Origin of the sequence: Rhizobium etli 8C-3, from assembly GCF_001908375.1 — a bacterium.
Taxonomy (GTDB): domain Bacteria; phylum Pseudomonadota; class Alphaproteobacteria; order Rhizobiales; family Rhizobiaceae; genus Rhizobium; species Rhizobium etli_B.
In genome coordinates, this window is the sequence record NZ_CP017243.1 from 120,724 (window position 1) to 136,110 (window position 15,387).

A 15,387-nucleotide genomic window follows, 5' to 3' on the forward strand; every position below is an offset into this window, starting at 1 on the left:
ATTTCTGCCTGTCTTTTCGATTGTCGATCCTTCCGCCAATGCCCTACAAGGTAAGTCTTTCCCAGATAGCTTGTAGCCTTCGAAGAGGTAACACGACATGAACGAGCTGTTGCACCGTGGCGTTGTCGTTTCAACGTATCGGAGTCCTGAGCAGGAGCATGATCACCACCCGATCGATGCACGCGTTCGTCCTGAAATCGATCAGGCCGACGATGCTGCACGTGCCAGCGTGGAGGGTCAAGCGAAAGCCATTCGCGTCAACCAGCGACGCGTCAAGGTGTAGTTGTCGGCGGCCGCACCCTCAGTGTCGGTTTGACGTAGCCGCCGATCTTCGCCGGCGCCAGGCCTTTATGGTAGATCCGGATGCGTCCGGGTCATCCAGACGTCAAACGCGTAATGCAGGAAGAGATTCGATAGGATCGGGCTGACCACGCCCCCTTGCGGGGTACCACGCATCCGCTCAATGACTTCTCCGTTCTTTTCCATAGGCGCGGTCAACCATCTTTCGATGTAGAGCAGAGCCCAGTTGCATTTAACGTCTTTTCTGACCGTCTTCAGCAAGAGATCATGCGGAAGATTGTCGAACAGCTTTGATGTCGGATTCCGGATCAATCATCTGCTTGACCACCATCTGCGCGATCCGATCACTGACCGCCGATTCCAGATCTTGTAGAGATTTCTCGCAAGGTCTTTGTCAAACATCTCCAGGGTCTCACCGTCCACCCGGCTGCACCACGGTTGGCTTTGACCGCTTTGTAAGCTTCGTACACTTGCCGCTTCTCAATCCGAAACGGCTTGTCTGTCGTACCTATCGAAGTCCTGTTTCCAGTTGTTCCAAACAATACGACCACCTGATCCGATCCCTTTGCTCCGGCCCCATTACAGGGCCCTCAACGCTCATACGGATCGGTCCGCCCCAGTCTCCTGCATCGGTACTCTCGCCTTACGGTTTCTCCGCTTGGGCTTCTCCCTTGGCATCAGGAGCCTGGTTCCTGCAGTTCCGGGTGAAAGCCTGTGTCCAACTCACGCCCCCTCTACGCCGGTCGCCGCCCGCCCAATCATCAGGCACCCGGCGGACTTGTCCCAGGATGACGAAACAGTCCTGGTTTCGACGACGCTTATATTCATAACGGCGCGTCTTCGGAGGGTTCACTTTCGTTCGTCTTCGGACACGCACCTGCTCGGATCTCGTCCGAACTTTTCATCCGGCGCTCACCACCACGGCTCTTTACCGCAGCAGCTCGGACTGGTTTGAGACCCGCTCCTGAAAGCCGATCCCGGAGGGCCATCCTCCATCATTCACGCAGCTTCACGTTACGGGGTTAGCTCACACTGAACTCCTTCCGTGCCTCTGCAGCACACTTTCGTCGATGAAGATCAGTTTCTCCGGATCGAGGTCCAATTGACCATCGAACCAGGCGCGCCGGCGCTTCAGGACGTCCGGTCGGTCCTGCTCCAGTGCGTGTGCGGTCCTTTTTAAAGGTCCACCCACGGCTTCGAAGCCAAGCGCCAAGTGCGCTGCGGCTGATCTTCACCTGCCGCTCGACGGACAAGCGCTCAACCATCTCATCGAGCGTCACATCCCTACGCTCGTTGATCAACGCGACAACGAATTCCTCGTGTGCATCCACTGCCGAAGGTCGTCTCCAGCCCTGTGGCCGAGCAGTCAGCTCACCCTCTTTCGCTCTTGCAATCCAGCGGATCGCCGTCGAAATCCCAACTCCGAAACGAGCCGCAGCCTGTCGAGCCGACATGCCCGCCGCAGACGCTTTCAAAACCCGTATTCGAAGATCATCGCTCAGGGCCTGTCCCATCATCCACCTCTTCTCTGTGGAGTTGAATCAGCTTCGATGGACGCCGTCACATCACAATCGATTCATCGATCGCAGGACTTGCTCTAGGTCGCTCGTGGCGGGGCGAAACTCGGTTGCTGAAAACGATGATGCTCTTCGAACGGCGCCAAATGAAATTTTGCCGGCTGCATCCTCCTTGTAAGCGCGGACGATCCATTGGACGCCTGACTATCCTTAAAACGTCGTCTTTTTGCATTCGAGACGGGCAGGAAAGGCTTCATTAACCAACGCAACCAATAGGTATTCTCAGCTATGTCACAGACCCACAAGATTGATCTGCCGTTCGAATGAATGAAACGGCAATTGGAAGATTTGAGTAGACAAGTCGATCGTCCACCTCACCTAAAAGGTTTGCCTTTATGCCCAAGTCCATTAGACTCGCTTTATCTTTGATATTTGTTCTGCTCTCTCTTCTCGCGGCGGGCCAGGGCATCGTGAGTATCGTCAAGCTGCTGTCCATTAGGAGCAATATATCCGAAGTTGCCAGCAACTGGCTGCCATCGATCGATGTGATAAATCGGATCAATACGATCACCGGGGACTACCGCATCCTGCAGTTCAGGCTGGTGACAAACTCATCAGATTCGACGAGCCTTGCGCATAATATCACCACCTTCCGCCAGAAGATGGAGGATCTCGCGAATGCCCGTGGTGAATATGAGCCGATGGTGACATCCGGCGAGGAGCGTCAGGCCTATGACGCGTTCTCCGCTTTGTGGACGCAATATCAGGAGGATGGCGAGCGGATTGTTAAACTAATGCAGGCAGGCAAGAAGGATGAAGCATTTGCTCTTCTAACGAGTGACGCCACGACGAAACTGTATAATGATAGCGGAGCGCTCCTTGACCAGGATGTCGCAGTTAACAAGCGTGGTGGAGTCGCGGCCGTCGGAAACACGATGGGCGCCGTTTCATCGACGGTTTTGGTCACCATTCTTGCCATGGCGCTGGCAACTACGACGGGCATTATAGCCCTGCTTTACTGCATCCGGAAGATTACCGATCCGATCTCGCGGTTGACTACCACGATGGGCGTACTGGCAGATGGTAATCTCGACACTGAGGTTCCTTTCGCAATGCGCGCCGACGAAATCGGCAAGATGTCGAGAGCCGTTGAGGTATTCAAGCAAAACAGCATCAAGGCCCGCGATCTGAACGCGCAGGAGGCCGCGTTGCAGGCCAAGAGCGCCGACTTGCAGTCGAGCATTGCCGAGGTGGTGTCAGCCGCCGTAGCCGGTGACTTCACCCATCGCATCACCAAGAAATACGGCGATGCGGCTCTCGACCGTTTTGCAGGAAGCGTCAATGAGCTGGTCACCTCTGTTGACCGGGGCATCGCCGAAACTCGCCGAGTTATCTCAGCGCTTGCCGATGGGGATCTGACGGAAAACATGTGCGGCGAGTTTCAGGGAGCCTTTGGTGAACTGAAGAGTAATGTCAACGCCACCATGGCAGCCCTTCGATCCGTATTAGGCGAGGTTCGCTCCGCCGTCGACACGATCAACGGCGGAGCCGGCGAGATGCGCATCGCCTCAGGCGACCTTTCAAAGCGCACGGAACAGCAAGCCGCGGCCCTGGAGGAGACCTCTTCGGCGCTTGAGGAAATCACGGTGGCGGTAAAAAGCTCGACAGAAAGAGCCACGGAAGCCAGCCATATGGTCGATGAGGCACGCAGAAGCACCGAGCAGTCGAGCGCGGTTGTCAAAGACGCGGTCGCCGCCATGGGCCGCATCGAGCAGGCCTCGGATGAAATCGGCCAGATCATTAACGTCATTGACGAGATCGCCTTCCAGACCAATCTTTTGGCCCTTAACGCCGGCGTCGAGGCGGCGCGTGCGGGTGACGCTGGAAAGGGTTTCGCCGTTGTGGCTCAGGAGGTGCGTGAACTGGCACAGCGCTCCGCCACTGCCGCCAAGGATATCAAGGCGCTGATCAACCGGTCCGGCGACGAGGTCAAAACTGGGGTCAGGCTGGTAACGGCCACAGGCGATGCCCTTGGTCTAATCCGAGGCCACGTGATCAAGGTGAACGAGCACGTTCATACGATCTCGACGGCGGCACGAGAGCAATCGACCGGGCTGGCGGAAGTCAGCACTGCGGTCAACCAGATGGATCAGACGACCCAGCAGAATGCGGCGATGGTGGAAGAATCGACGGCGGCCACCAACCGGTTGGCGGATGAGGCTTCCAATCTGGCGCGGCTTATTGCGCGCTTCAGGCTCGACGGTTCGACTTTTGTACGGCGTGTTGCCCACCAGAACGGTAAGCCGGCCGCCTCGCCAGCGCGTGCCCTCTCCCAGAAGCTTGCCGGCGCCTTCGGCGGACGTACTACAGCCGCTGTCGCGACTAAGGAATGGGAAGAGTTTTAATGAATCATGTCATAATTCACCGCAGGATATTATCGGTTTCCATCTGGCAGCCAGCAGTTCTGCATGAAGACGACGTTGATCCCGGAAATCCGGGGGTTAGCAGAGGCGACGCCGCTGCCCCTAACGCATGTTCTCGGTTCAGGGATCTGCCGGTTCTGTCATTCCGGTGATAGAGCTTGCTGCCGAGATAACCAATCCCATCGGTCTAGCCACAGCGCCATTGTCGTCGTTGAGGTAGCAGATGGTATCATCGGCCCGGTCGTCGATCAGGTCTCTGGCATTCTATCGATCAACGGCGATCGGATCCAACCGGTTCGGACTTAGGCGCGACTTCGACCCAACCTTCAGCTACGGAATCACTCCGCTTGAACAAGGGATGGAATGCTCCCTTAGTTTTGAGCAAAGGTTTGGCACCAATCAGGACGCATCGCAGCTGCCTAGCAGACTTTTGCTTTTTCACCTTCCGCGACTGTCTTCCTTCAAGACGCGGAGTATTAACGAAATTCAACGAGAGTTCGAAGATGTCCAAAGTTATCGCAATCAATTTCGGGCAACAGGCTAAGACAGATACCCACTTAGAAAGCCACGAAGATGCACAGTCGCAGCGCCTGGAGCAAGAGCGGCTGCAAATGATCCAAATCACCAATCACCTTGAAGCACTGTACGCTCGGCTGCTGACCGTCTGTGGCGACAGACCGAAAAATTAAGGGCGCAGCGATGGTATAGCCCGGTGGAGCGCTGCGAACCACAGCGCCATCGCGAAGGGCTATTTCCGGGTCAGCTTTCGGGCGGAGAGGCCATCATATGCACTGTTTTAGATGGCAGTTCGCCGTAACGTCTCTTGTACTCTGCAGCAAAACGGCCGAGGTGTGTGAAGCCCCACTTAAGCGCTATTTCCGAAACGCTGATTTTAGCGCCGTTTTGCAGCAGTTCCTGTCGAGCTGCGCACATACGCAAGTCTCGGAGGTGCATTGTGGGGCTGGTATTACGAAATTGTCGGAAGCCGTGCTGCAAAGTCCGCACGCTGACCTTGGCCGCAGCGGCGATATCGTTAAGGGAAATGGGTTGAGCCATATGCTCTTCCATAAACTCCATTGCCCGTTTCACGTGGCGAGGCGTGGGAGACGGAGACGGACGACGAAGTTCATCGGTATAGCGATGCATACAGCTTTCGATCAAAAGGTACTCTATCGCGTCGAGGAGCGAGCTATAGGCCGACGGGCATTGTCGCAGAGCCCCCCCGGCACTGAGGCCGCGATGGGCAGACAGGGCTAGTTCTCGCATGAGCGTTCCCGCGCTCGATGCAAGATCAAGGGTCGGCTGAATTTGCAGATTTCCGCTGATCGTCCGATCGAGCATGCGAGAAAGCTTGTCACGCAAGGATTGCGTATCGATCGTCAATGACAGTTGAGATCTTATGCCATCTTGTCGGGCATTCAGCGGAGCATTTGCAACATGCGGCGACTCTACCTGTTGCCCAGACCAATGAAAGACTGCATTCCCGGACGCCGGCAGGAAGACCGTTACGACGTCAACTGGGGAATCTATCATGACCGAGAACGCCCCTTCATGATGGGCATCCGCAACGCCAAAACCATCAAGGGAAATTCGACTGCAGCGAGAGTTAAGCGATCTACTGTCGTGTTGAGCAAGGTCAGAGGACGCCAGGGGCGATGATATCAAAGGCAAAAGACGTTCGGGATCGGAGCCCTCGATAAAGTTGTCTTTCACTAAGGTCCCTTCATCGGGCTTGCTGAACAAACTTTCGGTCATCCAATATAAACCTATCTATGAACACCAACTCGCACATGCCGGGACTAGTTTTCCAAACCTTCAAAGCTCGAGACCGGATGGCGTGCGAGCGATTTTGATCGCGTACATGACCGATTCGGACCTTTGTGGAGGCCGGTTGAATCTCTCATTCCCTAGGCTTTCGTCATGGCGGATCATCACCAGCACCGACATCCACGTTCTCCCGCTCGAGATGGCCTCCTAGTTTTTCAGCGCTGCAGTTGGGAAGCCTCTAATGATGCGATGACTGGCTTCCACAAGCCTCGAACAGATTGACAGATTGTCTGATATACGTTAATGCTATTCCTGATCAAAGGCAAGGCAGCATCAGGGAAATCTGCCACGGTTCTAGTGGAGTTCCCGCACGGCAAATCAATCTAAAGATGCCTCCCAAGGCGAGGGGTGACGGGCTGCTTTCGATCGCAGCCCGTCACGGGAAGGGTGGGAGTGCTATGAGTGGGAGAGAACCTACGCCAACCGACCTTGGAGGCCGTTGAGTCGACACGGAGAAAAATGATTGTGCTGTAGGATGGCCCCACGATTTCGCCACACGCTGGTCCTCTTATCCTGCGCATCAGCATACTTCGGTTATGACGTATAAGAGAGGCACGCTCCAGGCTCAACACTCGGAGACGCAAAGACGTCGACGAGTTCTTTTGGCCTACTAAGCGAGGCGGTCGCGGCAAATATCAATGCGTAAGCCGCGCCTCGTCGCATTGAGTTGACTTTGCGCTCTTCTTAGCGGGTACGGACTCCGGGCGTCTGATTGGGCAAAAGAAGAGCTTAAGGACGAAACCTGATGATGGTCAAACAGCTTGTGCTGCCATAGGCGTGCTGTTGTCTGTGCCGCGCGAACGCGAAAAGCGCGATCAAATCGGAACGTGGCGGCGAGAGAAGACTAACAGGAAAGACCACATCAAACTCAACCGGGTGTCGGAATACCGATGCTTACGGCATTGCGTGCATGAGGCCTCAAAATGACGCCGGTCTCGACCTGTGTCCGCCGAAAATCGCAAAAAGGAATTGACAGATTGTCGGACAAAAATTTTACTATATCGCCCGCGCATTGCTTGTTCGCGGGAGACGCAGCGACGGACCGGGAGTTATAAGTGCTAAACTTGGCCAAAAATGCACAAATTGTCGACCTTCTTAATCTGCCGGAAGCGGCGACCGGCGCGTGATACAAGCGTCTCTGACTCACAAGGCGTGTCATACTCCATCGACCGAGGTACTGGTTGAACGTGACAGTGACGCCAACATTTCTCCTGGGGAAAAAGTCTGTGTCTTGATAGGCGCGTCAAATCCTGTTGGTCTTTGTTTGGCGCGCTCATTTATAGAAAAAGGCTATCGGGTCGCCGTAGGCGACGCCAATCCCGCCGACTTCGCCTCCCTGGCTGAAGGCCAGGGAAACAATTTTTTACCGGTCAAAGTCAACCCGAACAGAGACGTTTACGTCAACTCAATGGCTGACCAGGTGTATTTGCGCTGGAGACGGGTCGACGTTCTGGTGAACATAGTTTTCCGCAGAAATGAAACAACCCAAACTGTAACGGGATCGCTATCCAGCGCGAATCTGGGGCTTGATGCCGTATCCAATCTAATCAGAGTTACAGGTGCCTTTAGCTCTCGACTTCAGGGCGCGGAGCTTGCCGTAGTGGACGTCGCATGGTTCGAAGAGACGACCTCGCTGGAAGCAGAAGCCGTCCTTCAAGCGGCGTTGCGCACTACTACCTCCGCAATTGCTAGGCAATATTTCGGTTCCGGGCTGAGGATAAATGCTGTACACGCCAGCGATGTGAACTCTACGTCTTCAAGCGAAAATGACGTGCTTCGAACAGTGATCCACGCCGTGCAATTCCTGGCGAATTCGGAACTGTCCGGAAAGCTGACAGGGAACGTGCTGGAGATCGATCCTCGGTGCAGATAGATCCACTCCCACGTTCTGATCCGGCAAATCTGCAGGTATTAACCTTCCGTTAAGTTTCTCGAAAGACGCAATGGGCAAGAGGTCAAATCCTAACAACACGTAAAAAAGTTTCGATTGTTTTAGTGAAACTCTTATCCATGTTCGTTCAGGCTCAAACATTACTATTCCAAAAGCGAGGCCCCAGCACCGTTTGAGCCCTTTGGAGGTAAGTATGTTCGTCGATCGCCTGTTGTCCACCTTTACCATAAGAGCAAAGGTGTTATTGGTACTTGTACCCTTGATCCTGATATTGGCGGCAGTTGGTGGGGTCGGCTTAAAAGCAACTGGCTTGCTTCAGTCTCGTCTTCGGCTTTCAAATGAGGTTCTTCAGACCTTGAGCGGGTTTCGAAGTGTCGCGGAAAGTATGAACCGCTTTTTGGCGCAAAGCTCAACGGAGTACCGAGATGAGGCGCTGACAAGTTTAAACGGGCAGAGCGCAACCATGCAGTCGCTCCAGGAAGCGGCGGCAGGTAGCGGGAGCGAAACTGGTGCGCTCGAAAACAGTGTATCGGCAATGTCCGTTATCTCGGGCAGCATCGGCCGCATGTGGTCTTTGCATAATGACGAGGAATCCGTTCGCAGCGACATTGTTTCCAACTTGTCGAAGATCAAGGAGGTCGGAGGCGCCCTTAAATTGGCTGCGGTTGATGTGCGCTCACAAGTACGCAATCAGGAGAACTCCGGGAAAACCATGCTCCGGGAGGCTACCCGCTCACTCGATACGGCATCAGTTATGCAACACATGGCGGAAGACTTGGTGAGCTTGCCGGACGGAGCGAAGCAGCCTCCGACTGTCGCCCAGCAAGGGCTTGTGATCAAAAAGTCGCTAAAAACAGTTAAGCGGGTAGTCTCGACTGCTGACGAGCAGGCCGTTACTAAAATTGAGAGGACTATCGCCAAGCTAATCGCCAACCCCGAATTTGTCGACCCTTCCACACGGCTTGCCGGCTCTGACCTACAGAGCTTTGCGACGAACCTGCGAGTGGATGCGATCCAGCACATGATTGAAGGAACAAATGCGATCCGGGCGTTGGATAAAGCGTTGACGGATTCCGAAATGCTTGTTGCGACGGCGACAACGATCGGCCAGGACGCCGATTCGATCGAAATCGAAATCAATAACCTGTTCCGTACAGCCAACGCAGAGAATCAGCAGCGCCTCGTTGAGCAACTTACAAAATTGGCGCGTGACACCGTGGCAGTTGGAGGCGTTGCCAGCTCGATATCTGGCTTCGATAAAATGCAGGAAGATCTATTCGCCCAGGTGGATTCTATCCAAGAGAACACAGAGAAGCTGGTCAAGATAGCGGAAGCCCGCCAAGCGCAATATTCTGAGGCGGACAAAACCGGCCAGGAGATCTGGAAAAACCTCGTAACCTTTGCAGCAACTCAGGAAAACGATGCTCGCAATGAAAGCAATCTTGCCCGCTTGCTGTCAACTATCGCCACAGTGTCCGGCGTCTTGGTAGCCTTGGCGGCTGGCGCCGGCCTGATGGCGACACTTCGCGCCCCGATCGAACGGATCGCGAAGCGCATGCAAGAGCTGGCAAAGGGCGATCTTCGATCGCAGATTGTCGGACGTGACCGGAGAGACGAAATAGGTGAAATGGCTCGCGCACTCGAGGTTTTCCGTGAAAATGCTGTCTCGAAGATGGACATCGAGACACGAACGGAAGCCGATAGGAAAACCGTTGAACAGGAGCGGATGGATCGTGAACGCGAACGCGCTCAGATGGAGGAGGAGGTCGCAACTGCCGTCACCATTCTAGGAGAGGCGTTATCTCGATTGGCGCGTGGCGACATCTCTCAAGAAATTGACCGCCAATTCCATCCCAATCTTGAGCCGCTGAGGCGCGATTTCAATCACTCGCTTTCGATCCTGAGAGAGACAGTGTCTCATATCGACGAGAATACCAATCAAATTCAATGGGGAACCAGCGAGCTTTTCAAAGCCTCAGATGATCTGTCGCGGCGAACTGAATTGCAAGCCGCCTCACTGGAGGAGGCTGCGGCCGCCGTCGAACAGGTGACGGTCACGGTCAGAAAATCATCCGAGAATGCCTATGAAACCCAGGCTTTCGTGTCCGTTGTTAAAGAACACGCCGAGGGTGCGGCAACCATTGTGACCGATGCGATCAACGCAATGGGCAGAATAGAAGACGCGTCCCACAAGATCGGCCAAATCATTGGTTTGATCGATACGATTGCGTTCCAGACAAATCTTTTGGCACTAAATGCTGGTGTCGAGGCGGCTCGTGCTGGAGATGCCGGAAAGGGTTTTGCAGTCGTAGCCCAGGAAGTGCGCGAACTTGCCCAGAAATCATCAGCTGCAGCCCGCGAGATTCGCCACCTGATTTCGGAATCCTCTTCGGAGGTGGCGATCGGCTCAGATTACGTGGGGAAAGCAGGTGAGGCGTTACACAACATAACGGCGTCGATCTTGAAGATTTCCGATCGGATTGATCAAATCGTCAATTCGAGCCGCGAGCAAGCGGCGTCCCTCGCCGAGATCAACAATAACGTCAATGTACTTGACCAGGGAACACAACAAAACGCTGCCATGGCCGAGCAGACAAATGCCGCGGCAAAGACTCTCTCGGATCAGACTAACGAACTCAGCGAGCGGCTCGCTTCATTCAAATTGACCGAAGATAAGTCGACGCGTCGGGTTAGGTTAGTGGCGTAAGCTACGCATCGAACGAGACTGCCACGCGTCGGATGGCCACTGTGATAGCGGCGTTCTACTGAAGGGAAATCCGCTTACGGAAGCGAAATCCGGCCTTAGGCTCTTGGTCTCCCTTTCGCCGCCCGTCTGACTGTAAAAAACCCACCTAGAGCCGATCAACCTTCAAGAGATCAACTGCTTTGCAATGCTCAGAGACACGAGAGGTATCAAATCCGTGCGCATACGTGAAATTACAAGAGCCATTATTCTAATCACCGGCTTGGTGATCCCTTCTGTAGCGGCCGCCGGTGGCCTTACGGAATTGCCGCGGGAGGAACGAAAAACCTACGAGTTGCTCGATCCAAAGTTGCCTACAGGTGAATCTGTCTTCCGCACGTTTAAGGCACAGCGAGCACCGCCGTGGAAAATTGGGTACGCATCGACATATGCTGACAATTCTTGGCGTGCGAGTATTCTTGATGAGTTCACAAACAAGATTGTTCCAGCTTTCAAGAAAGCGGGGCTGGTCTCCGAGTTCATCGTCACCCAGTCAAATCTTGAAGACGCTGTCCAGATCAGGCAGATGCGGCAGATGGTAGACGACGGCGTTGATGCAATTATTATCTGCTGTTCGAACCTCACGGCGCTTAATCCTACGATAGAGTATGCGTATTCAAAAGGAGTGCCTGTGTTCTCGTACTCTGGTTACGTAACATCGCCGTTCGCCGTCAACGCAACTGAGAACAACATGCAAGGCGGGTTTGAGGCGGCGAAGTGGCTCGCTGAAGAAATCGAAGGAAGTGGCAATGTGCTTCTCGTTTCGGGGATCTCCGGCTTTGCCTCCTCGGACAGCTTTGACGTCGGCGCAAAGAAGGCTCTGGAGTATTATCCCGAGATAAAGATCGTAGGTCATGTCGACGGGAAGTGGACAGACAAGGTCGCGCAGGCCGAGGTGCAAAAATTCCTTGCAGCGAATCCCGGTCGAATTGATGGTATTATCGTTCAGTCGGGAGCTGAGAATGGTGTTATCAACGCGGTGCGCCAGTCCGGGCGCGACATGATCCCAATCGTTCTAGGGGGCGAAGCTTCGGCAGCCTGTTACTGGCGACGGAACCCCGACTTCGTAAGCAAGAGTTTTCATTTCTGGCCGCCGCGCTCTGAGGCGGGTTTCGTATGGGACGTAATGATGCGAACTCTTGAGGGACAGGGCCCCAAAATTCAGACAATCCTGCGGCCAGCAATTCCCAGTACCATAGAGGATGTAATGGCGGTTTTGCCAGCTGATTGCGATCCTAACTCTGAGGATTGGATCGAGCCGAAGAATACAGCTTGGTGGTCTGCCAGCGCTGCTGCTAAATATTTCGATAACCCAGCGGATCCGCTCTCCTGGAAGCCGGCCGATTGAAGATCGCATGCGGGGTCTGTGTGGAATGCGGTGCCTTCATGATCGGCTCTCGTGCAAGGTAGGCTGCGCTAAGGAATGACAGTTCAAATTGGGAAATGCCCGGGTCGCCTCAGGAGACATGAGACAAGCGATCCGGTTCCAACGAACATATTTGCTCCGCGGTAGCATTCTTCCTCCGGCCCTCCTCTCGCCAAACGGGACAACATACTCATTGCGCCTTTCGATCTACGTGCTGCCGCGAAGGTTGTTGCTTCGAATGTGAAAGCAAAGTTCATTTCCGACCGCACTATCCGGCTCAGGCCGACGCGCGGTTCGACGCCTTACTGACATATCTGCATCAATTTGTTGCTCGAATGATTTGGGTGGCGTTCCCGGAATTCCTGATCGGATGGATGATGCATCTGTCTTGGCCCTCGGTAAGGAGCTTCACGATGAATTCGACTTTACAACCGCTTTGGCAACGCTCCTTTTTTCAGAAAAGGCGCAATCGCCGGAGAGACGAAGCGCTGCATCATGATACCTCAGCCGACCGAGGAGCGCTGCTTGAAGCATTGATCGGCGTGTTGCCCCTCCCAATTTTCTTCAAAGATCTGCACGGTCGCTATGTCGGTTGCAACAAGGTTTTCGAAGATCTCCTCGGTCGCTCGCGCGACGAGATCATCGGGAATACAGATTTTGATCTCAGTTCAACGCAACTGGCGGAAATTTATTCTATTGAAGAGAAAGGCCTTCTTGAAAGGGGTGGAGCCCAAGTCTCCGAGCGTAAGATCGCTCTCGCAAACGGCGCCATCCTGGATGTTGTCTGCAACAAGGCAGTTTTCAGAGGTCACGACGACGAGCCCGCGGGTCTGATTGGCGTTATCATCGACATAACCGAACACAAGTTGGCGGAGCAGGAACTCAAAAACGCTCTCGAACTAGCCCAAGGGATCGTCACCGCTATTCCAGACGTTCTGTTTGAGGTCGACGAGGATGGGCGATATCTTCAGGTCTGGACCAGAAATCCCGAACTACTAGCCCAGCAGCGGGAAATGCTACTGGGTAGGACGGTCGACCAAGTTCTTGCGCCTGATCAAGCGGCTATTGCAATGGAGGCGCTTCGAACTGCAAGCAGTGAAGGAGTTGCCTACGGTCGATGCATTAGCGTATCCTTGCCAAACGGCGAGACCCGATGGTTCGAGTTGTCGGTGGCTAGACGACCAAGCGCCGATCCTGACGCCGCCACCACGCTCCTGGCATTTTCGCGTGATGTCACGGAACGAAGGCAGGCGGAAGACGCCATCAACTCCGTGCGGACGCAATTGCTAAGTGTGCTGCAAACCATTCCTGACATGGTTTGGGTAAAGAATGTCGATGGCGTACACCTGTTGTGCAATCATGCATTTGAGCGGCTGACCGGGAAATCGGAGGCGGAGGTCGTTGGAAAAACGGACCTTGAATTGTTCGGGGCTGAGAGAGCTCACATTTCCGGAAAATCTGATGAGGCCACGATCGAAGCCGGTGGCATACTTATCGACGAGAATTGGGTGGTTTCCCCGGAGAACGGTCAGTCCATTCTTCTCGAAACACGTAAACTTGCGGTCCTCGGCGCCGGGGGAGAGGTTACAGGAGTCCTCGGGGTCTCTCGCGATGTCACGGAACTGAACGCCTCGCGGGAAAAAATCAGGCAAATGGCCTTTTACGATCCGGTGACTTCTTTGCCGAACCGCTTGCTGTTTAACGAGCGATTGCAAAAGGTCGTCAGTGACGCGTCGTCTCAACGTCGGCGGACAGGGGTAATGCTGATTGACATCGACCATTTCAAAGTCGTGAACGATACGATGGGTCACCCTGTGGGTGATCAACTACTCTGCCAGGTCGCTACCCGGCTTAAGAAATCTGTCCGCGATCTCGACACGGTTGCGCGTCTCGGCGGCGACGAGTTCGCGATTCTGTTGCCGGAAATCCAGACAACCGACGATCTCGATTGGGTTGCGTGCTCGATCCTCGAGAGATTCAAGGAATCTTTCCTATTGGATGGCAAGGAAGTCTACGTGTCATGCAGTGTAGGCATCGCGATCTCGCCCGACGACAGCACAGATGTCAACGATCTGGTGAAATACGCCGACTCTGCGATGTATCTTGCCAAACGCTCGGGGAGAAACAGTTTTCGCTTTTATTCGAAGGATTTGACTGTGGGCGTGGAGGAGCGGATGCAGTTGGAATCTGAATTGCGCCGCGCTATCGAGCGCGAAGAATTGGAGCTGCACTACCAGCCCAAGGTGCTTCTGGACAGCGGCGTAATGATAGGATCGGAAGCGTTGTTGAGATGGCCTCATCCCGAGATGGGCATGATTCCGCCGGTTCGATTCATTCCGGTCGCTGAGGATACCGGGCTGATCGTTGAACTCGGGCGATGGGTGCTGCGTGAAGCGTGCAAGACGGCGAAGGAGCTGAACGCCGATTGCCACCACCTGCACAAGATTGCAGTCAACCTTTCGGGTAAGCAATTCCAATGCTCACGGTTGGTAAACGAGATCGCTGCAATCCTCGGTGAAACCGGTTGCCGCGCGGAATGGATCGAAATCGAAATCACGGAGAGTCTGCTTCTCGATCGGAAGGGCGAGACCCTGCAGACGCTTCTTAAGCTGCGTCAAATGGGATTTTCGATTGCTATCGATGATTTTGGCACCGGTTACTCGGCGCTCAACTATCTAGCCCGCTTCCCGATCGACACGCTGAAGATCGATCGGTCATTCATAAATAGCTCGGACAAAAGGAACGAAGAATTGGTCAAAGCGATTCTGTCCATTGCACAATGTCTTGGGCAGGACGTGGTGGCGGAAGGTGTTGAGACCGCCGAGCAGGCAGCATTTCTCGCAGCGAACGGATGCGGTTCGGCGCAAGGCTTCTTTTACAGCAAGGCCCTGCCGAAGATGGAATTGATCGCTCTTTGGGTGCGCGCGTCCGCCACCGGCTTCGTTTCAGATCGTTACGCCGCTTCGCGATGATGAGCGCGAATAAGGGAAAATGTCACCTGTCTGATGGACGGTGATGCGGTGCGCGCTGTGAGACAACTCAACTTGAGCCTCGTCAATCTCTGAATGTCTGCGGTTTTTCGCGGAACAGGGGGCAACGCTGGGTCAACGACCATGCGTTGTGCGGCCCCGCGAGCCGCATTCTCGAATGCTCTGCTCCTACTGCGCGGCATTCGGTAGGCCGGGGAAAACGCGGTACACCGGCTCCTAAAGCAAGGCAGTCGCTCTCGATATGGCTTTCTTCAAAAATATTTGACAGATTATCATACAATCTGCCAAAAATGTCGCCAAGCACCTGATGGGAGGAAAATCAGTGTCTCT

Annotated in this window: 8 protein-coding genes and 2 pseudogenes; 7 read left to right on the forward strand and 3 right to left on the reverse strand. The window is 54.4% G+C overall.

Translation table 11 applies throughout. The features are described 5' to 3' along the window. Positions 1–97: 97 nt before the first annotated feature. The gene (locus tag AM571_RS23110; protein WP_004668636.1) at positions 98–283 is read left to right on the forward strand and encodes a hypothetical protein; all 186 of its coding nucleotides are present in this window, start codon (positions 98–100) and stop codon (positions 281–283) included. A gap of 68 nt (positions 284–351) precedes the next feature. Here the strand turns inward: AM571_RS23110 and AM571_RS35810 are convergent. Together AM571_RS35810 and AM571_RS23125 are read right to left on the reverse strand one after the other, a co-directional pair. Further along, positions 352–894 (reverse strand): annotated as a pseudogene (locus AM571_RS35810) (reverse transcriptase domain-containing protein); the annotation flags it as partial. Between the two features lie 460 nt (positions 895–1,354). Beyond that, positions 1,355–1,814: pseudogene (locus tag AM571_RS23125) on the reverse strand (helix-turn-helix domain-containing protein); the annotation flags it as partial. 398 nt (positions 1,815–2,212) lie between these two features. Between AM571_RS23125 and AM571_RS23130 the strand changes: the two are divergent. Further along, entirely contained in the window at positions 2,213–4,222 is a 2,010-nt protein-coding gene (locus tag AM571_RS23130) for a HAMP domain-containing methyl-accepting chemotaxis protein (protein WP_004673275.1), read from the forward strand. A 521-nt stretch (positions 4,223–4,743) separates the two neighbouring features. Continuing rightward, on the forward strand, positions 4,744–4,929 hold the full coding sequence (locus tag AM571_RS23140) for a hypothetical protein (protein WP_004673279.1): 186 nt from the start codon (positions 4,744–4,746) through the stop codon (positions 4,927–4,929). Positions 4,930–4,999: 70 nt separating this feature from the next. Here AM571_RS23140 and AM571_RS23145 read toward each other — a convergent pair whose 3' ends face one another. After that, on the reverse strand, positions 5,000–5,995 hold the full coding sequence (locus AM571_RS23145; RefSeq protein ID WP_004673281.1) for an AraC family transcriptional regulator: 996 nt from the start codon (positions 5,993–5,995) through the stop codon (positions 5,000–5,002). Positions 5,996–7,190: 1,195 nt separating this feature from the next. Here AM571_RS23145 and AM571_RS23150 point away from each other — a divergent pair. The 4 genes from AM571_RS23150 to AM571_RS23165 all read left to right on the forward strand — a co-directional run bounded on the left by AM571_RS23150 (position 7,191) and on the right by AM571_RS23165 (position 15,039). Continuing rightward, positions 7,191–7,940: an SDR family oxidoreductase gene (locus AM571_RS23150; RefSeq protein WP_011053351.1), complete on the forward strand. Its 750-nt coding sequence runs from the start codon at positions 7,191–7,193 to the stop codon at positions 7,938–7,940. Positions 7,941–8,151: 211 nt separating this feature from the next. Then, a complete protein-coding gene (locus tag AM571_RS23155) occupies positions 8,152–10,665 on the forward strand; it encodes a methyl-accepting chemotaxis protein (protein WP_008534365.1) in 2,514 nt (837 codons plus the stop codon). 184 nt (positions 10,666–10,849) lie between these two features. Continuing rightward, positions 10,850–12,049: an ABC transporter substrate-binding protein gene (locus AM571_RS23160; protein ID WP_018247148.1), complete on the forward strand. Its 1,200-nt coding sequence runs from the start codon at positions 10,850–10,852 to the stop codon at positions 12,047–12,049. A 431-nt stretch (positions 12,050–12,480) separates the two neighbouring features. Further along, a complete protein-coding gene (locus AM571_RS23165) occupies positions 12,481–15,039 on the forward strand; it encodes an EAL and GGDEF domain-containing protein (protein ID WP_004673285.1) in 2,559 nt (852 codons plus the stop codon). The last annotated feature ends 348 nt before the right edge of the window (positions 15,040–15,387 follow it).

What these genes read in the sequence shown, in the direction of transcription:
- AM571_RS23110 (WP_004668636.1), top strand. Translation starts at nt 98, where the DNA reads ATGAACGAGCTGTTGCACCGTGGCGTTGTCGTTTCAACGTATCGGAGT.
- AM571_RS23160 (WP_018247148.1), top strand. Translation starts at nt 10,850, where the DNA reads ATGCTCAGAGACACGAGAGGTATCAAATCCGTGCGCATACGTGAAATT.
- AM571_RS23155 (WP_008534365.1), top strand. Translation starts at nt 8,152, where the DNA reads ATGTTCGTCGATCGCCTGTTGTCCACCTTTACCATAAGAGCAAAGGTG.
- AM571_RS23130 (WP_004673275.1), top strand. Translation starts at nt 2,213, where the DNA reads ATGCCCAAGTCCATTAGACTCGCTTTATCTTTGATATTTGTTCTGCTC.
- AM571_RS23165 (WP_004673285.1), top strand. Translation starts at nt 12,481, where the DNA reads ATGAATTCGACTTTACAACCGCTTTGGCAACGCTCCTTTTTTCAGAAA.
- AM571_RS23145 (WP_004673281.1), bottom strand. Translation starts at nt 5,995, where the DNA reads ATGACCGAAAGTTTGTTCAGCAAGCCCGATGAAGGGACCTTAGTGAAA.
- AM571_RS23140 (WP_004673279.1), top strand. Translation starts at nt 4,744, where the DNA reads ATGTCCAAAGTTATCGCAATCAATTTCGGGCAACAGGCTAAGACAGAT.